The sequence below is a fragment of the Gluconobacter kondonii genome (assembly GCF_002723995.1).
GTDB lineage: Bacteria > Pseudomonadota > Alphaproteobacteria > Acetobacterales > Acetobacteraceae > Gluconobacter > Gluconobacter kondonii.
Genome location: NZ_BEWP01000001.1, coordinates 384,927 through 407,745, shown reverse-complemented (window position 1 = coordinate 407,745; position 22,819 = coordinate 384,927). Strand labels below are relative to the sequence as shown.

18 protein-coding genes are annotated in these 22,819 nt (G+C 61.5%); 12 read left to right on the top strand and 6 right to left on the bottom strand.

Annotated features, from left to right (window positions below; translation table 11 throughout):
• Nucleotides 1–7 precede the first annotated feature (7 nt).
• Nucleotides 8–616: an SCO family protein gene (locus GKO01_RS01860; protein WP_099285431.1), complete on the top strand. Its 609-nt coding sequence runs from the start codon at nucleotides 8–10 to the stop codon at nucleotides 614–616.
• Complete coding sequence (locus tag GKO01_RS01855; protein ID WP_241009262.1) at nucleotides 617–2,275, top strand: ABC transporter substrate-binding protein; 1,659 nt, start codon at nucleotides 617–619, stop codon at nucleotides 2,273–2,275.
• A gap of 192 nt (nucleotides 2,276–2,467) precedes the next feature.
• Here GKO01_RS01855 and purD read toward each other — a convergent pair whose 3' ends face one another.
• Nucleotides 2,468–3,697 (bottom strand): phosphoribosylamine--glycine ligase, encoded by a 1,230-nt coding sequence (purD, locus tag GKO01_RS01850; RefSeq protein ID WP_099285430.1) that lies wholly within the window; start codon nucleotides 3,695–3,697, stop codon nucleotides 2,468–2,470.
• Nucleotides 3,698–3,763: 66 nt separating this feature from the next.
• Between purD and xseA the strand changes: the two genes are divergently transcribed.
• Both xseA and GKO01_RS01840 read left to right on the top strand, forming a co-directional pair.
• A complete protein-coding gene (xseA, locus tag GKO01_RS01845) occupies nucleotides 3,764–5,317 on the top strand; it encodes an exodeoxyribonuclease VII large subunit (protein WP_099285429.1) in 1,554 nt (517 codons plus the stop codon).
• Nucleotides 5,318–5,353: 36 nt separating this feature from the next.
• Nucleotides 5,354–5,713: a hypothetical protein gene (locus GKO01_RS01840; RefSeq protein WP_099285428.1), complete on the top strand. Its 360-nt coding sequence runs from the start codon at nucleotides 5,354–5,356 to the stop codon at nucleotides 5,711–5,713.
• Between the two features lie 91 nt (nucleotides 5,714–5,804).
• Here the strand turns inward: GKO01_RS01840 and GKO01_RS01835 are convergent, their stop codons facing one another.
• Complete coding sequence (locus GKO01_RS01835) at nucleotides 5,805–8,654, bottom strand: Rne/Rng family ribonuclease (RefSeq protein ID WP_099285427.1); 2,850 nt, start codon at nucleotides 8,652–8,654, stop codon at nucleotides 5,805–5,807.
• Nucleotides 8,655–9,222: 568 nt separating this feature from the next.
• Here GKO01_RS01835 and GKO01_RS01830 point away from each other — a divergent pair.
• The 3 genes from GKO01_RS01830 to GKO01_RS01820 all read left to right on the top strand — a co-directional run bounded on the left by GKO01_RS01830 (nucleotide 9,223) and on the right by GKO01_RS01820 (nucleotide 12,765).
• Nucleotides 9,223–10,050 carry an N-acetylmuramoyl-L-alanine amidase family protein gene (locus GKO01_RS01830; protein ID WP_099285574.1) on the top strand — a complete coding sequence of 276 codons (828 nt, stop codon included), beginning with the start codon at nucleotides 9,223–9,225 and terminating at the stop codon, nucleotides 10,048–10,050.
• 209 nt (nucleotides 10,051–10,259) lie between these two features.
• Nucleotides 10,260–11,831 carry a 2-isopropylmalate synthase gene (locus tag GKO01_RS01825; protein WP_099285426.1) on the top strand — a complete coding sequence of 524 codons (1,572 nt, stop codon included), beginning with the start codon at nucleotides 10,260–10,262 and terminating at the stop codon, nucleotides 11,829–11,831.
• Nucleotides 11,832–11,997: 166 nt separating this feature from the next.
• Nucleotides 11,998–12,765 carry a sulfite exporter TauE/SafE family protein gene (locus tag GKO01_RS01820; protein ID WP_099285425.1) on the top strand — a complete coding sequence of 256 codons (768 nt, stop codon included), beginning with the start codon at nucleotides 11,998–12,000 and terminating at the stop codon, nucleotides 12,763–12,765.
• Nucleotides 12,766–12,790: 25 nt separating this feature from the next.
• On the opposite strand, the gene GKO01_RS01815 is transcribed toward GKO01_RS01820, so the two are convergent.
• The gene (locus tag GKO01_RS01815; protein WP_099285424.1) at nucleotides 12,791–13,291 is read right to left on the bottom strand and encodes a hypothetical protein; all 501 of its coding nucleotides are present in this window, start codon (nucleotides 13,289–13,291) and stop codon (nucleotides 12,791–12,793) included.
• 47 nt (nucleotides 13,292–13,338) lie between these two features.
• Complete coding sequence (locus GKO01_RS01810; RefSeq protein ID WP_099285423.1) at nucleotides 13,339–13,593, bottom strand: YMGG-like glycine zipper-containing protein; 255 nt, start codon at nucleotides 13,591–13,593, stop codon at nucleotides 13,339–13,341.
• Between the two features lie 312 nt (nucleotides 13,594–13,905).
• Here GKO01_RS01810 and GKO01_RS01805 point away from each other — a divergent pair, with 312 nt between their 5' ends.
• The 5 genes from GKO01_RS01805 (at nucleotide 13,906) to rodA (ending at nucleotide 19,727) form a co-directional block, all read left to right on the top strand.
• Nucleotides 13,906–14,955 carry a rod shape-determining protein gene (locus tag GKO01_RS01805; RefSeq protein ID WP_062033912.1) on the top strand — a complete coding sequence of 350 codons (1,050 nt, stop codon included), beginning with the start codon at nucleotides 13,906–13,908 and terminating at the stop codon, nucleotides 14,953–14,955.
• 17 nt (nucleotides 14,956–14,972) lie between these two features.
• Complete coding sequence (mreC, locus tag GKO01_RS01800) at nucleotides 14,973–15,902, top strand: rod shape-determining protein MreC (RefSeq protein ID WP_099285422.1); 930 nt, start codon at nucleotides 14,973–14,975, stop codon at nucleotides 15,900–15,902.
• 4 nt (nucleotides 15,903–15,906) lie between these two features.
• The gene (locus GKO01_RS01795) at nucleotides 15,907–16,473 is read left to right on the top strand and encodes a hypothetical protein (protein WP_099285421.1); all 567 of its coding nucleotides are present in this window, start codon (nucleotides 15,907–15,909) and stop codon (nucleotides 16,471–16,473) included.
• A gap of 63 nt (nucleotides 16,474–16,536) precedes the next feature.
• Nucleotides 16,537–18,543, top strand: coding sequence for a penicillin-binding protein 2 (gene mrdA, locus GKO01_RS01790; protein ID WP_099285420.1), 2,007 nt, complete (start codon nucleotides 16,537–16,539; stop codon nucleotides 18,541–18,543).
• Nucleotides 18,540–19,727 (top strand): rod shape-determining protein RodA, encoded by a 1,188-nt coding sequence (gene rodA, locus GKO01_RS01785; RefSeq protein ID WP_099285419.1) that lies wholly within the window; start codon nucleotides 18,540–18,542, stop codon nucleotides 19,725–19,727. The genes mrdA and rodA overlap by 4 nt, the downstream gene beginning before the upstream one ends.
• Nucleotides 19,728–19,850: 123 nt before the next feature.
• Here rodA and glyS read toward each other — a convergent pair whose 3' ends face one another.
• A complete protein-coding gene (gene glyS, locus GKO01_RS01780; protein ID WP_099285418.1) occupies nucleotides 19,851–21,905 on the bottom strand; it encodes a glycine--tRNA ligase subunit beta in 2,055 nt (684 codons plus the stop codon).
• Nucleotides 21,898–22,773, bottom strand: a complete 876-nt coding sequence (locus tag GKO01_RS01775; RefSeq protein ID WP_099285417.1) for a glycine--tRNA ligase subunit alpha — start codon at nucleotides 22,771–22,773, stop codon at nucleotides 21,898–21,900. Before GKO01_RS01775 ends, glyS begins: the two co-directional genes overlap by 8 nt.
• Nucleotides 22,774–22,819 lie beyond the last annotated feature (46 nt).

The following is a 22,819-nucleotide window of genomic DNA, read 5'->3' as shown; positions in this document are numbered from 1 at the left end:
GAAGGTCATGCAGACCAATCACGAACGCCGCAAGCGGGTCGGCAATCGCATCATCTGGGGCGTTCTCGCCGTGGCGGCCGTTCTGGGATATGTCGGCTTCCACTTTGCGTCCAATGGTGGGCCGGGCCTTCTGGTCCAATCCAACGGCAATGAGGTCGGCGGCAGTTTCCGTCTGGACTCGCTGGGTGAAAGTACCGTCACCGAAGGCGATTTCCATAATACTTGGATGCTGGTCTGGTTCTTCGACGCCAACTGCCCTGAAGATAAGTGTCAGCCGGTCCTAAAGAGCATGGAGCAGGCGCTGGTGGCGCTCCGCAAAGACGGCATCCGTGTCTCGCCACTTGCGGTGTCCCTCAATCCGTTCGACGAGGCTGATCCGCTTCGGGAATACGTTCTGCCGGTCGCGCCCCATGTCATGCCTTTCACCGGCACTCCGAACATGATCAAGGCCATGACGGAAGAATATCATGCGCCGCTCCAGAAGGAGGGAGACCATTTCGTTCCCGCGCCACAGATCGTCATCATGGACCCGAACGCCCGCTATGCCGGCACCATCCCGGCAGATGGCAACGCGGATGCCCTGATCGCGCGTCTGCGTGAGCTTGCGAAGCGCTGAATGATACGGCGGGGGGCTACGCTTCTTGCGGCTGGTCTGTTTCTGGGGCTGGGGGCTTTTCAGGCCCGTGCACAGGACGAGACCCCGCCGGACTGGAACGGCATCACGCTCGGAAGTCCCCATCGTGGCGGCACACTGCATCTGACGGCTGATGGTCCGGGTGGCACGCTGGACCCGCAGATCAATTACGGCACGCAGTACATGCAGGTGTTCGTCAACATGTACGACCCGCTCCTGACGTTCCGTCTGGCGCGCGGAGCCGCCGGGCTGGAGGTGGTGCCGGACCTTGCCGATGCCATGCCGGTCATCAGCCCCGATGGCCTGACATGGCGGCTGCATCTCCGCTCCGGCCTGCATTTTTCAGATGGGTCTCCCGTGCGCGTCGAAGACGTGGTGGCGTCTTTCCGCCGGATCTATCGTGCCGGTGGCCCGACTGCTGGATCTTTCTATGGCGGTATCGAGGGGGCTGCGGAGTGTCTGGCCAAGCCTGACCGCTGCACGCTTCCCGGCGTCGAAGGACACCCGGAGACGGGCGAGATCGTCTTTCATCTGACAAAACCCGACGGCGAATTTCTCTACAAACTCGCATTTCCGCACGCCGTGATTGTGCCTGCTACCACCCCAGCTCATGACATGGGGGGGACCACGGTTCCTGGAACCGGGCCGTACCGCATCACGCAGTACGATCCCGGACACGGCATGGTTCTGGAGCGCAATCCGTATTTCCACGTCTGGAATCCGCAGGCCCAGACGGACGGATTTGTGGATCGTATTGAATATGATTTCGGCCTGTCGGATGAAGCGCAGGTTACGGCGGTCGAGCAGGGCCGGTATGACTGGATGCTGGACGCCAAGCCCGGAGACCGTCTGGGCGAACTCGGCGCGCAATATACGGCGCAGGTCCATATCGAGCCGCTGCTGGGTCTGTATTATCTGGCGATGAACACGCACGAAAAACCCTTCACCGACGTGCGGGTGCGGCAGGCCGTCAGCATGGCTGTCAACCGCCATGCCATGACGATCCTGTTCGGTGGTAGCGCGATCTCCGTTCCCCTGTGCCAGATGGTGCCGCACGGCATTCCCGGCGCGGATCTGGGGCTGGACTGCCCGCAGGATGTGGAACGCGCACGCCGCCTGATTCGTGAAGCAGGGGCGGAGGGGGCTTCGGTGACACTGGTTGTTCCCAACCGTGCCATGGAACTCGGGATGGGCACCTATCTGCGCAACGCCCTGCAGGCCGTGGGCCTGAACGCACAGCTTCGTCCTATCACGGCGGGCCTTGCGGAATCCTACGAACAGAATACCGCCAATCACGTTCAGATCGCGCTGTCTTACTGGTTCGCGGACTATCCCTCCGCTTCAACCTTCCTTGATGACCTGTTCGGCTGCGATAATTACCACCCGAACTCAGCCATCTCCCCGAATTTTACCGGCTTCTGTGACCAGCACATCCAGTCTTTGTTCGATCAGGCAAAAATCCAGACAGACCCGTCAAAAGCTGCTCCGATCTGGCAGGACGCAGGCCATGCCATCATGCAGCAGATGCCCGGTGCTCCGATGATCCAGATGAAAACGGTCGATTTTGTTTCAAAACGGCTGGGGAATTATTATTCGACCCTCCTGAACCACATGCTGTTTTCGCATGTCTGGGTGCAGTGAGGGATCGATTTTCAGAGGCCTTCTAACGCATCCTGCGGACGCCCTGCTGGAAGCCGATGAAAAGGATATTGGGACAGGGAAGGGGCAGACCGTAGAGAATGCGAGAACCGAGCGCCTGCTGATCCATTTCAGGTGCGAGCTTTGAGTAAATGGCGTCGGTTTCGCAATAGATCTTCTGGAACAGTCTATGGGTTACAGCCCGATATCGTTGCGGAAAATCTTGTCGTCCCACTGGATTGCGGATGCCCCTTCATAGGCCAGCTTGCGGGCGTCTTCCGGGGTTTCGGCCTTCGCGCAGACCGTCAGGACACGGCCGCCATCCGCAACCAGAACGCCATCCGCCAGCTTCGTCCCAGCATGGAAAACCGAAACGCCCGGAACGGCTTCTGCGCGCTCGATTCCGCTGATCCGACCACCCTTTTTCGGGGCATCCGGATAGCCGTTGGCGGCCAGAACCAGAGAGATCGAATGTTCGTCCGAGAACTCGGCGGCGGCATGTTCCAGATTGCCCTGCGCCAATGCGGCAAGGATCGGCAGCAGGTCTGATTGCAGGCGGATCAGCAGGGCCTGTGCTTCGGGGTCGCCAAAACGGACGTTATATTCGATCAGCTTCGGCCCTTCGGTCGTCAGCATCAACCCGGCAAAGATCACTCCCCGGAATGGCGTACCACGACGGACCATCTCGGCCAGCATCGGGCGCACCATGATGTCGAGCGCCTTTTCCTGCATCTCGCGTCCGAAAGCCGGAGGAGGCGAAATCGCCCCCATGCCGCCCGTGTTCGGGCCGGTATCACCATCGCCGAGGCGCTTGTGATCGCGGGCCGCACCGATCAGAACCGCCTTGTCGTCCGAGCAGAATGCGAAAAGCGAGACTTCTTCGCCCACCAGACATTCCTCGATCACGAGAGGCATGCCGAGCGTGCGGATGGCGTTTTCAGCCTCGTCCACGCTCTGTGCTACGACGACGCCCTTACCCCCGGCCAGACCATCCGCCTTGATGACGATGGGCGCTCCGCGACGACGCACGAACTCGATGGCCGGAGCCTCGTCTTCAAAGCGCTCCCAGCGCGCGGTCGGAATACCAGCCGCATCGGCCACGTCCTTCGTGAACGCTTTGCTGCCCTCCAGCAGGGCCGCGGCTTTCGTCGGGCCAGCACAGGGAATGCCCGCTTCGGCACAGGCATCCGCCAGTCCCGCCACCAGCGGTGCTTCCGGGCCGGGGACAATCAGGTCGATCTTCTGTTCCTGCGCGAACCGGACCAGCCCCGGAACGTCATCGGCTTTCAGCGGAACGAGCGTTGCAACGGACGCCATGCCGGGATTGCCCGGCGCCGCATAAAGAGCGGTCAGGCTCGGCGAGCGCGCAAGACATGTAGCCAGGGCATGTTCGCGCCCTCCGGAACCGACCAGCAAAACGCGCATTCCGCTTATCCTTTATTCTGCACTCATGGGCTTCGTTTGAGGGCGTGCGTAGCATAGACTGACGCCATGATGGAGAGTGATGGCGCGTCGATCCGCGGGAATGTACCGCAATATTCGGTTTCTGAGATTTCCGGGGCGATCAAACGCACTCTGGAGAGCGGATTCGGACGTGTCCGCGTACGTGGCGAGATCACGGAACTCAAGCGCTATCCGTCCGGGCATATCTACCTGTCGCTTAAAGATGAAGGCGGCAAGATCGCGGGTGTGATCTGGCGGGGGAGTGTCTCGCGCCTCGGCATGGCTCCCGAGAACGGCAACGAGGTCATCGCGACCGGGCGCGTCTCGGCCTATGGCGAGCGCTCTAGCTATCAGCTCGTCATCGACCGCATGGAGTTTGCGGGCGAGGGGGCGCTTCTCGCCAATATCGAGCGCCTGCGCCGCAAACTGCTCGAAGAAGGACTGTTCGACCCCGAGCGCAAGAAGGCCATACCGTTCCTGCCGTCTCTCGTAGGCGTCGTTACATCGCGCTCCGGTGCGGTGTTGCACGATATCATCACGACGATCAGCCGCCGCTTTCCACGCGATGTTCTGCTCTGGCCGGTTCCGGTACAGGGCGAAGGCGCAGCGGCTCAGATTGCCGCCGCCATCGAGGGCATGTCCGTCCGCCGTCCGCGCACTCCGGATGTGCTGATCGTTGCGCGCGGCGGTGGCTCTCTTGAAGACCTGATGGCGTTCAACGACGAGCGCGTCCTTCGCGCCGTTGCGGTCTGTCCCGTTCCTATCATTTCCGCAGTCGGGCATGAAACCGACACGACACTGATTGACCTTGTTTCGGATCGTCGCGCGCCGACACCGACCGCCGCCGCCGAGATGGCCGTGCCGCTGCGCTCGGAAATGGTCGCGGACATGGCGCACCGGAATGCGCGTCTGACAGGTGCGCTGACCCGCATCATCCAGACGGCCCGAGCGCGGTTGGATCAGGCCGCCGCCCGTCTGCCCGACCTGCCTGGGTTGCTGGATTCCGCTCGAATGCGTCTGGAGGATCGCGGCCAGCGGCTCGATCTGGCATTGCCGTCCTTCGTCATGCGCGTCCGGCATCGGCTTGATGCGCCGGGCATGCATCTGCCGTCGCCGGAGCTTCTGATCGGACGTAGCCAAGCGCGTTTGCAGGCCCTGCGTCTGCCCGCGCCAGAACTTCTCGTCAGCCGTGCCCGAGCTCGCCTGAACGCCCCCACTACCCATCTGCCGAACCCCGAGTTACTGATCGAACGTCGGCGTGCCGCCTTGCAGATGGTGTCCGGCGGTCTGGACGCCTCATGGCAGCGGTCGCTCCAGACCTTCCATTTGCGCACCGAACGTCAGCGCCTGTCGCCGGACGTTCTCAGAAGCGCCATCCGGCTTCAACAAGCCCGCCTTCAGGGGGTGGGTAGCCATCTGGAAGCCGTCTCGCCCCGCGCCATTCTCAGTCGCGGCTATGTGCTCGTGCAGGATATGAACGGACAGCCTGTTACGAGTGCGGAAGCCCGACCTGTTGCCGATCGCGTCGTTCTGTCTTTCGTGGATGGAGATCGTGGCGCAAGACTGGACAGCCTGTCGCCGCAGGGCGATCTTGGGCTTTGATTTTTTCATCCATCTGATCTGCGATCCGGAGTCTGCATGCGTTCGTTCTGGTTGAGTCTCGTTGCCCTGCCACTGCTTGCAGCCTGCGCCGAGCAGCCCACGGCCCCCGCGCGCCCTGCCGCCCCGGCGACGCAGGCCCGGATCCCACCGCAGGATTTTGCGCCGGGTCTGGTGGAAGAAGCGCCTGAAGACGGCAAGAAGAAGCTGTTCAATGACCCCTCCGCGCCGCTGAACACGCCGCTCTGCGGATCAGCGCTTCAGGAACAGGCGCAGGCTGGCGCGGCGCTGTATCCGCAAAGTCTGGCCAGCACGAGTTCCTGTCCGCGCAATGCCTGTTTCCAGCCGCTGACCGGCACTTACATCGCGGCAACCGGGGCGCAGAGCGTCTGCCGCTGAAGCAGGTCACCCCTTCATTCAGTATCAAAGAAAAAGGCCGGTCAGGAAATCCTGACCGGCCTTTTTCATGGGCGTGGAAAGTGCTGACGTGTCAGCGCTTCCACCATCCTGCACGACGCTTCGCCGGAGCGACTTCATCAATATTCACCGGCTGAAAAATGTTTCCATCCTCGGCAGGCGCCTCAACAGCAGCGGCCTTCGGCGTGCGACGGGGCCGGCCACGCTTCGGCTTGGCAGGCTCTTCCGCTGCGACGTCTACCGGAGCTGCCACGATTTCCGCAGCGGGCTCAGCCTGTTCTTCAGCGGCAATAGCCTTCGGAGCGCGACGGGCACGGGTCCGGCGGGGCTTGGGAGCCTCTTCGGCTGCGGGTTCTTCCGCAACCACCGGAGTTGGAGCGACGTCTGCCGCAGGGGCTTCCACAACCGTCTCGGCAGGAGCGGCATCCACCGCCTTGGCACGGGCCGGGCGACGTCCGCGACCACGGCGGGGCTTCGGAGCGTCTTCCGTGGCCGGCGCTTCCGCTACTGGAGCTTCGGCTGCGGGCTCTTCCACGACAACGACCGTTTCGACAGCCGGAGTATGCTCGATCACAACATCCGCAGGGAGGCTGATCCCGGTCTGAAGGGCCTGTGTCGTCCCTTCAAATTCGGCCTGTTCGATCACGTCGAAGATGTCGAAGCTGCCGCCGAACGGATCGGCAGGCGTGGGGCCTGTATAGCGATGCGGGACGGGACGCTCCTCGCGCTCTTCCCAGCGGCGCGGGTTGCGGACGACGGGCGCCGGTGCGGCAGGACGCGCTGCGGGAGCAGGACGCCGGGGTGCCACGTCGCGGGCTTCGGCTACCGGCTCGGCATGCGGGGCCTCAGAGCCTTCGGTCTCCTTGACGACGCGCTTGAAGCGGGTGCGACGGCGGCCCGGAATGATGCCGTTTTCGTCGGCACTGTCCGCAACCGGGGTCTCACGTTCTTCGGGCGCATGGACGATATGGTCCTGCGGTGCCTCCGCTGCGATGTCTCCGTTATGCTCGCGACGACCGCCACGACGGCGACGGCGACGGCGGCGACGGCCATCGTTGCTGTCTTCGTGACCTTCCGACGACACAACATCTTCGATGATTTCTGCATCGACGACCGGGGTTTCCGTCCGCAGGGCGATCGGAGCCTGTTCTTCGATGATTTCGATCGTGCGCACGCTTTCTGGCGCACGCTCGATGGTGCGTTCCGTCCGTTCCGGAGCACGGGCCTGTGCCGGAGCCGGGATCTGGGCTTTCAGACGTTCGATCCGCATATCTGCCGCTGCAAGGTTTTCTTCCGTGCGGAAGACGACGTGCATGCGATGATGGCGTTCGATATCCGCGAGCCACGAGCGCTTGTGGTTGAGAATATAAAGCGCGATCTCGGAGCCGATATAAACTTCGATTTCGGCTGAACGCTGGCGTGCGCCCTCTTCGTCAATGGCGCGCAACACGTGCAGGGCCGAGCTTTCCGTCCCGCGGATGAAGCCGGTGCCCTGACAGTGCGGGCAGGGTGTGAGGACGGATTCCGCAATGGACGGACGCAGGCGCTGGCGAGACATCTCCAGCAGACCGAAATGGGAAATATGCCCGACCTGAATGCGCGCACGATCGGAGCGCAGCGCTTCCTTGAGGCGCTTTTCCACCTGTGCGTTGTGGCGGCGGCTTTCCATGTCGATGAAGTCGATCACGACCAGACCAGCCAGATCGCGCAGACGCAGCTGGCGGCCCACTTCCTCGGCGGCTTCGAGGTTCGTACGCAGGGCCGTTTCCTCGATGTTGCGCTGCGAGGTGGACTTGCCGGAGTTCACGTCGATGGCGACGAGCGCTTCGGTCTGGTTGATGACCAGATAGCCGCCCGAAGGCAGGCGAGCGGTCGGCGAGAACATCGCGTCCAGATGGTGTTCGACATTATAGCGCGCAAACAGGCTCTGGCCGCGGTTCTGCCACAGCTTCACCTTGTTGGCGTTGCTCGGCATCAGCAGGCGCATGAACTCACGCGCGCTCTTCCAAGCCGCTTCGCCATCCACGAGGATGTCTTCGATGTCCTTGGAAAACAGATCGCGGATCACGCGCTTGATGAGGCTTGCTTCCTCATAAACCAGCGTCGGCGCGACCGAGGACAGGGCGTGGGAGCGGATATCATCCCAGAGTTGGAGCAGATATTCGCAGTCGCGCGTCACTTCCTGCGCCGGGCGTCCGGCACCAGCCGTGCGGACGATCATCGCCATGGACTTCGGCAGGTCCAGCTCTGCAATCACGTCGCGCAGACGGCGGCGGTCTGCATCGGATGTGATTTTACGCGAGACGCCACCACCACGCAGGGCGTTTGGCATCAGGACACAATAGCGACCGGCAAGGGAGATGTATGTCGTCAGGGCCGCGCCCTTGTTGCCACGTTCTTCCTTGACGACCTGCACCAGCAGCACCTGACGGCGACGGATGACTTCCTGAATCTTGTAGTTACGCAGGAAGCGGGCCGTGCGACGTGATGATGCGCTTTCCTCGCCCGTATCATGCTCGCCACCAACAGTTTCGGGGGCACGACGGTCGTGGTTGTCACCGTCTTCGCTTTCGGAAGCGTCTTCGGAAACCGTTTCGTTGTCGGCTCCATCTTCGGCATCACCGCGTTCGGCAATTTCCTCTTCCTGAAGCGCAATGAGCTTTTCGCGATCTGCGACAGGAATCTGGAAATAGTCCGGGTGGATTTCGCTGAAGGCAAGGAAGCCGTGGCGGTTGCCGCCATATTCGACGAAAGCGGCCTGAAGGCTCGGCTCTACGCGAATGACCTTGGCAAGATAGATATTGCCCTTGAGCTGCTTCTTGGTCGATGTCTCGACGTCGTAATCTTCGACGCGGTCACCATCCATGACCACAACACGCGTTTCTTCCGCGTGCGTGGTGTCGATGAGCATACGCTTGGTCATGGAACACTGAACTCCACGACGCTCCGCAATGGCTGCCTGGGCCGGGGGGAGCGTCAGATTGTGTGGGGTGGGGGGAACGGCGCAGTCCGAACGCACAGCGACGGGACATGTTGGGTCCCGTTTCGCTGAGGTTGCTGGCTGCGAGCACGTTGAGTGACATTCGTCCCCTGAACAGACGGCCGGTCCAGAAATCTGGAGCCGGATGAAAAACCTGATCCGGACGGGCGTCTGGCCTGTACCGGAGTGACATATCACCAGTTCGATCCGGTCAGGACAGGGTGCGGAAGGCTAGTCGCGCATCTGTCAAACGACGGGACGTCGTGGCGGGGACAGGAAAAGGCGGGAGCGGAACGGGAAAGGTTAAGGCCCGTATCCGGTCGGACCGCGCTTTACAGGTCCCTGTCGTGCAGGATGACCGAAACTGCTGTCTGTGGCAAGTCCGGGGTAGAGGCAGCATTTTTCATTTCTGCGGGCGGCGATGTCGGCAGAAGTCTTCTGCCATGTTCCTGACAGGGTTTCGTGCTGTATGGTTGTTTCGTCATTCACCGCTGCAACCGGGAAACAAGGGATGCTGACGCGACGCATATTGGCTTTCGGCGGTCTTTCGGGAGTGTCTCTGCTGACGCCTCTGACAGCCTTCGGACGTCACCCGGATCACGCAAAGCTGCACGCTCCCGCTGTGCATCGTGGGGCTCCGCCCCCGAAACCTCTCGTGATGCTAGACCCCGGACATGGCGGCAAAGACCCTGGCGCCATCGGGGTTTCCGGTACCTATGAAAAGCATATTGCCGAAGCCGCAGCTTCCGAACTGAGCCGCCAGCTTCTGGCTTCGGGTCAGTACCGTGTTGCCATGACACGTTCCGAAGACCGGTTCATTCCGCTTGAAGGACGTGTCGAACTGGCGCAACGGCATCAGGCGCATCTCTTTATTTCCATGCATGCCGATGCCCTGCATGACAGGGATGTGCGGGGCGCGAGCGTCTATACACTTTCAGGCGGGGCGTCGGACGCGCAGACAGCATCCCTTGCACGGACGGAGAACAGTGCCGATCGCTTTGCCGGACCGGCCTTTCATGGGATGTCGCCCGATGTGCAGCAGATTCTCGCGAGCCTCGTCTCGGAAGAAACGCGGCGGGGGTCGGCGCATATGGCGGCCAGTGTGGTTAATTCGTTCCGGAACAGGATCGGACTGCTGACCCATCCGTCACGTCATGCGGCGTTCGTGGTTTTGAAATCTTCCGAGATTCCATCGGTTCTGGTCGAGATGGGGTTCATGTCCAACCGGTTGGATGAGGCCGCCCTGCGTCAGGCGGTGCATCGCACACAGGTCGCCAGTGCCATGAAAACCGCCATAGACCGTTATTTCGCAACGCATTCCGGCGTCATGACGGGCTGACCCGCTTTGTGCGCGGGGGAGACTTTATGATCATGCGGGTTGCGCATGGCGCAAGAATCGGTCATTTAACGCAGCCATGACGTTTCTTTCGATCCTCTCGCTTCGACTTATCGGCCCCTGAACGCCTTATCCTAGGCGGACAGCGCTCCGTTGCGTTCAGGGGATAACAGACCGAAAGCCACCCTGAACCAGACGAGACGATCACAATCATGACTTTCCATCACCCGTCCTTCGGCACCATCGCCGACGACCGCGTCATCATTTTCGACACCACGCTGCGCGACGGCGAACAGTCCCCCGGCTTTTCGATGAACCTCGAAGAGAAGCTCCGCATGGCTCATGCGCTCAGCGCTCTGGGCGTTGACGTGATCGAGGCCGGGTTCCCCGTGGCGTCCGAAGGCGATTTCGAGAGCGTGCGCCGGATTGCCGAGGACGTTCGTGGTTCGGTGATCTGCGGTCTGGCCCGCAGTGGTGGCAAGCGGGATATTGAATCCTGTGGCGAGGCGCTGAAGAAGGCCGAGCGTCCGCGTATTCATAACTTCATTTCCACGTCTCCGCTGCACATGAAATATAAGCTGCGGATGGAGCCGGAAACTGTTCTGGACATCATCGCGTCCGGCAACCAGAAGGCGCGCCAGTACACGGATGACGTAGAATGGTCTGCCGAGGATGGTTCGCGGACCGATCCCGACTTCCTGTGTCGCTGTGTAGAAATGGCGATCCGCAATGGCGCGAACACGATCAATATTCCCGATACGGTCGGCTTCGCCACGCCGGAAGAAATGCGCGCGATCTTCACCATGCTGCGCGAGCGTGTGCCGGGTGCGGATCAGGTGATTTTCTCCGCCCATAACCATAACGATCTGGGCCTCGGCGTTGCCAACACGCTGGCCTCCGTCGAGGGCGGGGCGCGTCAGATCGAATGCACGATCAACGGCATCGGCGAACGCGCAGGCAATGCCGCGCTTGAAGAAATCGTCATGGCCCTGCGGACCCGTCACGATCAGTATGGCAAGGTGACCGGCATCGAGACGACGAAGCTGCTGGGCATGTCGCGTATGCTGGCGACGATCACGGGCTTTGACGTGCAGCCGAACAAGGCCATCGTCGGGCGCAATGCGTTCGCGCATGAAAGCGGCATCCATCAGGACGGAATCCTGAAAAACGCCGCGACCTACGAAATCATGACGCCGGAGAGCGTGGGTTGGAACAAGACCTCGCTGGTCATGGGCAAGCATTCCGGCCGCGCGGCGTTCCGTGACAAGCTGGCGCAGCTCGGCTACCCGCCGCTGGAAGACGAGGCTCTGAACGCTGCTTTTGCGCGTTTCAAGGGGCTGGCTGACAGCAAGAAAGTCGTGTTCGACGACGATATCCGCGCCCTTGTCGATGATGAGAGCCGCGATCATGAGCGGGTCCATCTGATCTCGCTGGAACTGGCTTCTGGGACGAAGCAGAAGTCTCAGGCCAAGCTCGAAATCAGCGTTGATGGCGCCATTCAGTATGCTGCGGTCAGCGGCAACGGTCCGGTTGATGCCGCTTTCCGCGCCATTGGTGAAGCGTTCCCGCATACGGCTGAATTGGCTCTGTTCTCGGTGGCGAACGTCACGGAAGGCACGGATGCTCAGGCGCGCACGACCGTGCGTTTGCAGGAAAACGGCAAGCTCGTGGACGGACAGGGGGCTGATGCCGATACGGTGGTGTCCGCTGTCCGTGCTTATATTCATGCACTGAACAAGCTCCTGACCAAGCGCGAGCGTCGGGAGCCGGAAGCTCTGTCCTGATCCAACCGAAACGGTTCGGCTTCAGTCACCGGGCATGCAGAGGATCTCTGCATGCCCGTTTTTTTGTCTGTTACACGTATCAACTATATAATATAGTTTATATAAGCAGTGGACAAATATAACACGATCGGTATGGTTTTCTTATCTGGCCGGACAAGGAACCCTCATGCCGCATTCATGGCTCTATACGCTTTCAGGACTGCTGGTAGGCTTTCTGGTTGGAATGACCGGCGTGGGTGGTGGGTCCCTGATGACCCCTCTGCTGATCCTGCTTTTCGGCGTCAAACCGCAATCGGCGGTCGGCACCGATCTGCTTTATGCGGCCATCACCAAGATCTTCGGGACGGCGCTCAATCGCCATCACGGTGTTGTACGATGGAGGATCGTTCTTCTTCAGATGGCGGGAAGTCTTCCGGCCGGTCTGCTGTGTCTTATCTTCCTGCGTCACTACGGTCCGAGCCCGTTCATCTCGAAACTCATCACCGAAGTGCTGGGCGTAGCACTCCTGCTGACGGTGCCTGCCATTCTGTTCAAGCCGTGGCTTCAGAAATGGTCTGCCAATGCCGGTACGCTGCGTCCGCAGACGGTTGATGTGCTGACGATCGTTCTGGGTGTCGTTCTCGGAACGCTGGTCACGCTGTCATCCGTCGGGGCAGGGGCAATCGGCATGGCCGCGCTGACGGTGCTTTATCCACGTGTCAGTACGCGCGAACTTGTGGCGACGGACATCGCACATGCCGTCCCGCTGGCGCTTTTGGCCGGTGGCGGACACTGGCTTCAGGGCGCGGTCGATTCCGTTGTGCTCGTGGAACTGCTGATGGGGTCCATTCCCGGCATTCTGCTGGGAACGCTTCTGGCAGGACGGCTGCCAGAGGATGCACAGAGATGGTTTCTGGGCATCCTTCTGGCCATTATCGGCCTGAGAATGATCTAAGGCCGATGGGGCGAGGAGTTACGGCTTAGTAGCCGTAATTGCCCGGATAGCTCTGGGATGTGGGTTGCTGCTGGTAGCCACCCTGCTGGGAATATCCGCTATTGGGCGGGTAGGTATTGTTCGGATATCCATTAGGATATTGCGGCTGCTGGCAGTTCGTGTTTGGCGGGCACTGATACTGCGGCTGCATGTACTGACCCTGCTGTTGCGGGTAAGCGCCCTGCTGATTGTTGTAATAGCCCTGTTGCTGGCCATAGCCGCTTTGGGAACTGGGGCGGTTGGGTGTGGTGATCGCACCTGCACCGGCACCCAGAACACCGCCTGCCAGAGCGCCGATCGCCGCGCCGCGACCGCCGCCAGCCAGCGCGCCGATCGCCGCACCTGTTCCGCCGCCTAAAAGGCCGCCTCCCAGTGCGCGGGAGCCAGGGTTGTAGTTCCCCTCACATCCACCCAGAGCCATGATCGTGGCAAATGCTCCGACCAGCGCCGTGTAGCGCAGGCCAGTATGGGAAAAAGCGGTCCTCATAGTCCGAATCCTTGATCGTCTCTCACGGAGTGAGCGTTGCTTATAGCTCAATATCCGTTGCGCGGGCGGTTGGGCGTTGTCGCGGCCCCAACTGCGGCCCCCGTGCCGCCGCCAGCCAGCGCACCGATGAGCGCACCACGGCCACCACCCGCCAGAGCGCCGATTGCCGCACCACCACCTGCGCCGATCAGGGCGCCGGACCCGGCACGGGAGCCGCTGTTATAGGGATCGCCACATCCCGTAAGAGCAACGCCGCAAAGGGCCAAAGCTGCCAGAAAACGGGGTTTTGCGAGGGTCTTCATGACAAATTATCCTGTTCTGACGTTCCAGTCCTCAATCCGATGATCGGCTCGAAAGGAACGGTTTTGTGCTTCTAGACACGTATAACGTGACAGAAGGGTGGCAGGATCAGGGCGGATGATTATTTTTTTCCATGGCCCCGGACGGGATCTGAAAAATGGGATCTGGACGCCCTGGTCCCGCCGCGCGCATTATATTGACTCTCCGGGCCTTGCTGAACCTGCCGCGTCTGGTTAAGTCCACCCGCGGGGAAAGCGCCCCGCAATCACGATCCGTTATCTGTCACCCGCACAGAGCCGCTCCAGGAGTTTTGGATGTTTTCTCGTCTGCTGGGTCTCATGTCTGCCGACATGGCCATCGACCTCGGCACTGCCAACACGCTCGTTTATGTCAAGGGTCGCGGCATTGTCCTCGACGAACCCTCCGTTGTGGCGATCGCCGAAGTGCGTGGCAAGAAACAGGTTCTTGCGGTTGGCAATGAAGCCAAGCAGATGGTCGGCCGGACCCCCGGAAACATCACGGCCATCCGCCCGTTGCGCGATGGTGTGATTGCGGACTTTGAAGTCGCGGAAGAAATGATCAAGCATTTCATCCGCAAAGTTCACAACCGCCGCGCTTTCGCCAGCCCGCAGATCATCATCTGTGTGCCTTCCGGCGCCACGGCGGTCGAGCGTCGGGCGATTCAGGAAAGTGCGGAGAGCGCGGGCGCACGCAAGGTCATGCTGATCGAGGAGCCCATGGCGGCAGCCATTGGCGCGGGCCTGCCGGTCACGGAGCCTTCGGGCAGCATGATCGTGGATATCGGCGGTGGCACGACCGAAGTTGCGGTCATTTCCCTCGGCGGCATTGTTTATGCTCGTTCTGCGCGCGTGGGCGGAGATAAGATGGACGAAGCCATCATCTCCTATATCCGCAAGACCTATAACCTTCTGGTCGGCGAAAGCTCGGCCGAGCGGATCAAGATCGAACTCGGCTCCGCCATGATGCCGGACGATCCTGCCAACCCTGATGGCCCTCTGACGGAGATCAAGGGCCGCGACCTTATTAATGGCGTGCCGCGCGAAGTGGTCGTCAGTCAGGCCCAGATCGCCGAGAGTCTGGCCGAACCCGTGATGCAGATCGTCGATGCCGTGACGACCGCGCTTGAAAACACGCCGCCCGAACTGGCTGCCGATATCGTGGACAAGGGCATCGTTCTCTCGGGTGGTGGTGCGCTTCTGTATCGTCTGGACGAGGTGCTGCGCCTCTATACGGGCCTGCCGGTCACGGTTGCGGAGAACGCTCTGTCCTGCGTCGCCCTCGGAACAGGGCGGGCGCTGGAGGAAATGCGCCGTCTGCGTAGTGTTCTGAGCAGCATGTACTGAGGACTGGCTGACGCCGGATGCTGTCCATCCATGCCCGGCAGGTGCTTGCAAAGGCCATCCTGCCTCTCCTGATCCTGCTGGCGGTCGGGCTTGTCCTTCTGGGGCTGGTCCGACGTCCGGCCGTTGACGGCGTGCGACTGATGGCGACGGATTTCATGGCCCCGGCCTATCACGGGCTGGTCTGGCCGCAGGAACGTGCGATGGTCTGGCTGACGGATCTGCGCGGCGCGACGGATCTGGCCAAAGAAAACTCTCGTCTTCGGGACGAAAACCGCGCCCTACGACACTGGTACGATGTCGCGGTCGCGCTGGCGGCGGAAAATGGTCGTCTGAAAAACAGCCTGCACTGGATCCCGCAGACAGTTCCCCAGTACGTGACGGGGCGGGTCACCCGCGATGATGGCGGTCCCTATTCGCGTGCGGTTCTGCTGGATGTCGGCAGTGGTCATCAGGTCCGGATCGGAGACGTTGCGCTGGATGCCGCCGGATTGCTGGGCCGTGTGACGGAAGTCGGGCCCCATACGGTCCGTGTTCTGATGATCAATGACGATGCCAGTCGTATTCCCGTCACGCTGGCCTCCTCGCATGGGGATGCGATCATGGCCGGTGACGATACCGCCGCGCCGCGCCTGATTTTCTATCCGCAGGATCATCACCCCGTTGAAGGCGAGCGCGTCGAGACGCGGGGCCAGAGCACGATGCCCGCCGGGCTGCCGGTCGGCACGGTGCATTACAGCGCACCGAACCGCCCGGTTGTGGTGCCGGATGCGGATCTGGACCGCCTCGATATCGTGCGCGTGTTTGATTATGGCGATGACGATTCGCAGGCGCCGGATGCGCCGGGCCGCGTGCGGGTAAAGAAACTGCCGCAGAATCCGCTTACCGGACCGTTGCCATTTTCATGGCTGCCCAACCTGCCGGATATGCCGGGACGGGGAGGGCAATAAGCGCATGGTTGCCGAGAACTCGACCCCCCATCTGCATTCCGCAGTCGAACCCAAACAGACTTTCCGCCGCGCGCTCGACATGTCCATCCGTGCGGCGATGCCGTCTCTGTTCATCATGTTTTCTGCCATTCTGCTGTCCGCGCCGTTCGGAATCCCCGGACAGGCGCAGCTTCAGTTCGGAATTGCGATGTGTACGGTCTGGTTCTGGGCCCATAGCCGTCCCCGCTCAATGCCGGCGCTGGCAGTCTTCCTGTGTGGACTGGTGGTGGAGATTTTCAGCTTCGGGCCGCCGGGAACAGTGCTGCTGTCGCTTCTGGTGATTTACGGCGTGGCGCATCACTGGCGCTATGGCCTGTCGCGTCTGGGATTTCTCATGGGGTGGCTGATTTTCAGCATTTTCGCTATAATAGCCTCCTTTTTTCAATGGGCGCTGGTGTGCCTGCACGCCGTGGCACTGCTCTCTCCCGCACCTGGCCTCTTTCAGGCGGCGCTGACAATCGGTATCTATCCCAGCCTGACCGCGCTGTTCGTCTGGGGACGCCGCACATTTGCCAATCCCGATCAGGCCTGACAGCGTCCTTCTGCGTGCCGCGTCGAAGGCTGTTTTCTTTTCCGGATCTGAAATCCTGCCCTGATGTTTTCCCGAAACACTCCTTTCCGCTCGCGGATACGCCAGAAACGTCAGGCTGAGCCTGTGCGTTCGGGGCGCGGCGTTTTCACGCGCCGCGCTCTGCTGGTCATGGCTGTGCAGGCCGGGGTTCTGGGTGTGCTCGGGCGGCGGCTGTATAATCTTCAGGTCGTGGATGGCGGGCATCTGCGCCAGCTTGCCGAACGCAACCGGACCAGCAAACGCCTTCTCGCGCCTGCGCGCGGCACGGTCCATGACCGTTTCGGTGTGGCTCTTGCAGACAACAAGGTCAGCTGGCGCGCGCTTTTGATGCCGGAAGAGACGACGGACATCCCGGCCGTTATCGAGCGTTTTTCCCAGATCGTGCCTCTGGATGAGCATGATCGCGCGCGCATCGAGCGCGATCTGCGGCACGTCCATAAATACGTCCCTGTCACGCTGCATGAATTCCTGTCCTGGGACGATATGGCCCGGATCGAACTCAACGCGCCCTCTCTGCCGGGTGTGCTGGTCGATGTGGGCTCGACGCGGCTTTATCCGTTCAGGGATCTGACCGCCCATATCGTGGGCTATGTCGCGCCCCCGAACGAAGAAGACGTAGCGAAGGACACAACGCTCTCCCTGCCGGGAATGCGCGTCGGTCGCGCCGGGATCGAGCAGACGCAGGAAGCCTCCCTGCGTGGTGAGCCAGGCTCCGTGGAGATGGAAGTCAACGCGGTCGGCCGTGTCATTGGCGAGATCGACCGCGTGGAAGGGCAACAGGGCCAGGACGTGCGCCTGACGCTGGATTCCGTCCTGCAACAGCAGGTGCTTGATCGTCTCGAAGACCGTGTGGCGAGTGCGGTCGTCATGGATTGTCGCAACGGCGAAGTGATGGCGATGGTCAGCACCCCGTCTTTCGATCCGTCCCTGTTCGATTCAGGCGTGAGTCACGCGCAGTGGAACGAATGGGCAAGCGACCCGCGCACGCCGCTTGTGGACAAGGCCGTGTCTGGTCTTTATCCGCCCGGCTCCACCTTCAAGCCTGCCGTGGCGCTCGCAGCCCTCAAATCCGGTTCCGTTACGGCACAGGACCGTTTCAACTGCCCCGGATATTACGATCTGGGTGGCGTGCGCTTCCATTGCTGGAACCGCTGGGGCCACGGCATGATCAACATGCGCGAGGGTCTGAAATTCTCCTGCGACGTCTATTTCTACGAAGTGGCACGTCGTTGTGGCATGGACCCGATCAAGGCGGTTGGCAACACGATGGGTCTGGGCGTCAGGCCAGACATTGAATTGCCTCATGTCCGTTCCGGTGTGATCCCGACTCCGGAATGGCGGCAGAAGCATGGCTTTCACTGGAATGGCGGCGATACGGTCAATGCGGGCATCGGACAGGGGTTTGTACAGGTCACGCCGCTCGAGCTTGCGACCTATACCTCCCGCATCGCTTCGGGCCGCAATGTTCAGCCGCATCTGCTGCGGGCGACCAACGACCAGCTTTCCGCCATGGCCTCGGACGAGACGGTGCCAAAGGTCGATCTTCCAGCGGAATTTCTGGATGTCGTGCGTGGCGGGATGTTTGCGGTTGTCAATGAACCGCATGGCAGTGCCCCTAAAGCACGGCTGGATCTGCCGGGTATCCAGATGGCCGGTAAGACAGGCTCGGCGCAGGTTCGACATGTATCACGAGCATTGCGAGAATCTGGGCACTTCAATTCCATGAACCTGCCGTGGGAATATCGTCCCCATGCGCTGTTTATTTGTTTCGCGCCTTACGATAACCCGAAATATGCTGTCGCGGTGATCGTGGAACATGGCAATGCAGGCGCGGACGAAGCGGCTCCGCTTGCCAAGCTTATCATGACCGATACCCTGCTGCGCGACCCGGCCAGCGATGTCCGACCTGCTGCTCCACCACCACCGCCTGCGGAGGCACAAACGCCGTCCGCACCCGCCGAAGCCAGCGCTTCTGCTCCCACGGAAAGCCCCGTTGCAGACGATCAGCCGGAGCGGGGAGCGACGCAATGAAACGCAACGGCCTGAACACGTTTGGCTTTCTCAAATCCGACCGCCGCCTGCTGCGTGCCGAGCCTGATTTCAGGCCCATGGCGCGCCTGCTTCAGGTCAACTGGTTGTATGTCCTGCTGGTCTGTGTGCTGGCGGGGGTAGGCTATATTGCCCTCTATTCTGCGGGCGGAGGCTCGGCCAAGCCGTTCGCCGGGCCGCAGATGGTGCGGTTCGGCTTCGGCCTTGTCATGATGATTGCGGTCTCGCTCGTCAGCCCGCGTATCCTACGGATGGCGGCGGTTCCGGTCTATCTGCTCTCGGTCACGCTCCTCGCCCTTGTGTTGCGGATGGGGCATGTGGGGAAGGGAGCGGAACGCTGGATCAATCTGGCGGGCATGCAGTTCCAGCCTTCCGAATTCGCCAAGATCGGCCTCGTCCTGATGCTGGCGACGTGGTTTCATCGGATTGGCAACGAGCGGATGGGCAATCCGCTGCGCCTGATCCCGCCTGCGCTCCTGACATTGCTGCCGGTTCTGCTGGTGCTCAAGGAACCCAATCTCGGCACGGCCACCATCATCGGCGTCATCGGGGCGACGATGTTCTTCGCGGCGGGAATGAGGTTGTGGCAGATCCTGCTGCTCGTGGCGCCGCTGCCGTTCATGGGAAAGCTGATCTACAGCCATCTGCATGACTACCAGAAGGCCCGGATCGACACCTTTCTGCACCCCGAACATGATCCGCTCGGCGCGGGTTATAACATCATCCAGTCCAAGATCGCCCTCGGCTCGGGTGGCATGTGGGGTGAGGGATATCTGCATGGCAGTCAGGGACAGCTGAATTTCCTGCCGGAAAAACAGACGGACTTCATCTTCACCATGATCGGGGAGGAATGGGGCTTCGTCGGCGGGATCGCCGTCATTGCGCTGCTCGGAACGCTCGTCATGGGCGGAATGCTCATTGCGATCCGCAGCCGCAATCAGTTCGGGCGGCTGCTGGGTCTGGGCATTGCGATGGATTTTTTCCTGTACTGCGCCGTAAACCTGTCGATGGTTATGGGCGCGATTCCGGTCGGCGGTGTACCGCTGCCGCTGATTTCCTACGGCGGCTCGGCCATGCTGACGATGATGTTTGGCTTTGGCCTGCTCATGTCCGCCTGGGTGCATCGGAACGAACGCGATCCGGGTCAGGAAGACGACGAAGACTGAGGATCTGCGATGGCAGAATTCGAATGCGCCATCCAGCCTTAAATGTTGAACAAAACGATTGCGATGGATTGGGATGACAGAAAGGGGGACCGAAGGGCATCCGCGCCCTTCGGTCTCTGAAGATCAGCCCTCGATCTGCCCGAAATCGGCAATCAGGGCCGTTGTAGCGCGGAAGCGGGACAGCAGTTTGAGGCGATTGGCCCGCACCTCCGGCTCCGGCGCATTGACCGTCACGGCCTCGAAGAAGTGATCCAGCGTCGGGCGCAGGGTTGCAATCGCCTGCATTGCATCCGTGAAACGCTCTTCTTTGAGGGCTGTTTCGATCGCAGGAACGGCCTGATCCAGACCTGTGGCGAGGGCGCGTTCCTCGTCCTGCGTATAGAGTTCAGGATCGGGAGCGCCGGTATGCGGGCCGTCCTTTTTATCCTCGATGCGCAGAATATTGGCGGCACGCTTGGCGGCGGCGAGTAGGTTGCGCCCGTCTTCCGTCTGGATCATGTCCGACAGTGCTGAGGTTCTGGCCAGAAGCCGGACGAGATCGCCGTCCAGTCCGTGCGTCAGAATTGCAGCAAGAACGTCATGCCGTTCGCCTTCGCTGCGAAGTTGCACGCGCAGACGCTCCGCCATGAAGTCCGGCAGCTTGGCCAGTTCGTCACCCGTCCGGCCATTGGCGGCCTGTGCGAACAGTGCCGTCAGGTCCAGACGCAGCCCGTTGTCACGGATCGTGCGGATGATGCCCAGCGCCGCACGACGCAGCGCATACGGATCGCCCGACCCGCTCGGCAGTTCGCCAATGGCAAAGAACCCGGCCAGCAGGTCCAGCCGGTCCGCGAGGGCAACGGCCACTGAAACCGGCGCTTTTGCCGTGTCGTCGGACTGACCGCGCGGCAGGTAATGTTCCGCCACAGCGCGGGAGACGGCCTCGTCTTCGCCATCATGCGCTGCATAATAGCCGCCCATGACGCCCTGAAGTTCCGGAAACTCACCAACCATCCCGGTCGTCAGATCCGCCTTGGCCAGCAGACCCGCGCCCTCAGCTTGCGCAATTTGTACGCCGTCCAGCCCCATGGCCTGCGCCACGGTGCCCGCCAGCTTCGAGATCCGCTCCGCGCGCTCGGCCTGCGTGCCCAGCTTGGCATGGAACGTCACCACCGTCAGCGCCGGAACCCGGTCAGCCAGCTTTGTCTTGCGGTCCAGGTCCCAGAAATGCCGCGCATCGGCAAAACGGGCGCGGAGCACGCGCTCATTCCCCGCCGTAGTCAGCTTGCCGCCGTCTTTGAACGGCAGATTGCCGATGAACGCGAAATACGGCGCGGCTTTCCCATCCGGATTGCGCAGCGCGAAATAGCGCTGGTTGATCCGCATGGAGACCTGCATCACTTCGGCAGGCAGATCCATGAACGCCGCGTCGATCTTGCCCAGAAGCGGGACCGGATATTCGACCAGCCCGCAGACTTCATCGACCAGCCCGTCATCCTGCACAACCGTAATGCCATGCTGCTCCGCCAGGCGCGCCACGCCGGTGCGGACCATGTCGCGGCGGCTGTCCATGTCCACGATGACCGAGCGCGTCTCAAGCTCGTCCTGCCACTGCGAGGCGGACAGGATTTCGAACGCGCCGGGTGCAAGGAAGCGATGGCCTTCGGAGAGGTTGGACGCCTTCAGCCCATGCGCGTCATCCCCGTCGCGGGCGAGGGGGAACGGCACGACATGCCCGTCCAGCAGGCACGCAATCCGGCGCAGTGGACGCACCCATGTGAAGTTCGATCCCGCACCCCAGCGCATGGATTTGGGCCAAGGAAACTTCCACAGCAGATCCGGCACGGCTTCGGAAACGCGGCTTTCCGCGCTCACTGGATCAAGGGACTTGTTCAGAACCCAGAAGCCGTTTTCCAGCGTCAGATCCGCTGGTGTGACGCCATGCTTGCGGGTGAAACCTTCCAGCGCCTTTTCCGGAGCCCCCTCGCGCGGCCCGCGTTCGGACACGCTGCGCGCCGGAATTTCGGCATCGATGTTTAGAACCGCCGCGATGCGTCGGGCCCCGAAGAACGTCCGCAGATCGCGCGGATTCAGGCCATCAAGCGCCTTGGTCAGCAGCGATCCCAGATCTTCCGCCGCGCGGGCCTGCATGCCGGAGGGGATTTCCTCGCTGAACAGTTCGAGAAAGAGTTCAGCCATGGGACGTCTCCTCACCGGCGAGCCAGGCGTCGCAGGCGGCTTTGGCAAGCGCACGGACGCGCCCGATATAGGAGGCGCGCTCGGACACGGAAATCACGCCGCGTGCATCCAGAAGATTGAACAGATGCGACGCCTTGAGACACTGGTCGTAAGCGGGCTGGGCCACGCCAGCCTCGGACAGACGCATGGACTCGCGTTCGGCATCGTTGAAATGAGTCAGCAGCATCTGCGTGTCGGCAAGCTCGAAATTATGGCGCGAATAATCCTGCTCAGCACGCAGGAACACGTCGCCATAAGTCAGGCCACGGCCGTTGAAGTCGAGGTCATAGACGTTCTCGACGCCCTGGACATACATCGCCAGACGCTCAAGCCCGTAGGTCAGCTCCGTTGACGGCATGACGGTCGGAATGCCGCCAACCTGTTGGAAATACGTGAACTGCGAGACTTCCATCCCGTCACACCAGACTTCCCAGCCCAGTCCCCAAGCGCCGATGGTCGGGTTTTCCCAGTCATCCTCGACGAATCGGATATCGTGCAGTTCGGGGTCGATCCCGATGGCGCGATAGCTGTCGAGCAGAAGCTGCTGGCTGTCTTCCGGCGTCGGCTTGAGTAGCACCTGATACTGATAATAGTGCTGAAGACGGTTCGGGTTCTCGCCATAACGACCATCCGACGGACGGCGGCAGGGCTGCACATAGGCCGCAGCCCACGGCTTGGGACCGAGCGCGCGAAGCGTGGTGTGAGGGGAGAGCGTGCCCGCTCCGAGTTCGGTATCGTAGGGCTGCAGAATGGCGCAGCCTTTCTCGGACCAGAATTGATGAAGGCGCAGGATCAGGTCCTGAAAACAGAGCGGCCGGGTCGCAGACAATTCGATAGGCTCCGGTTGGCAGAAATCGGGCGCCACCTTACAGGCA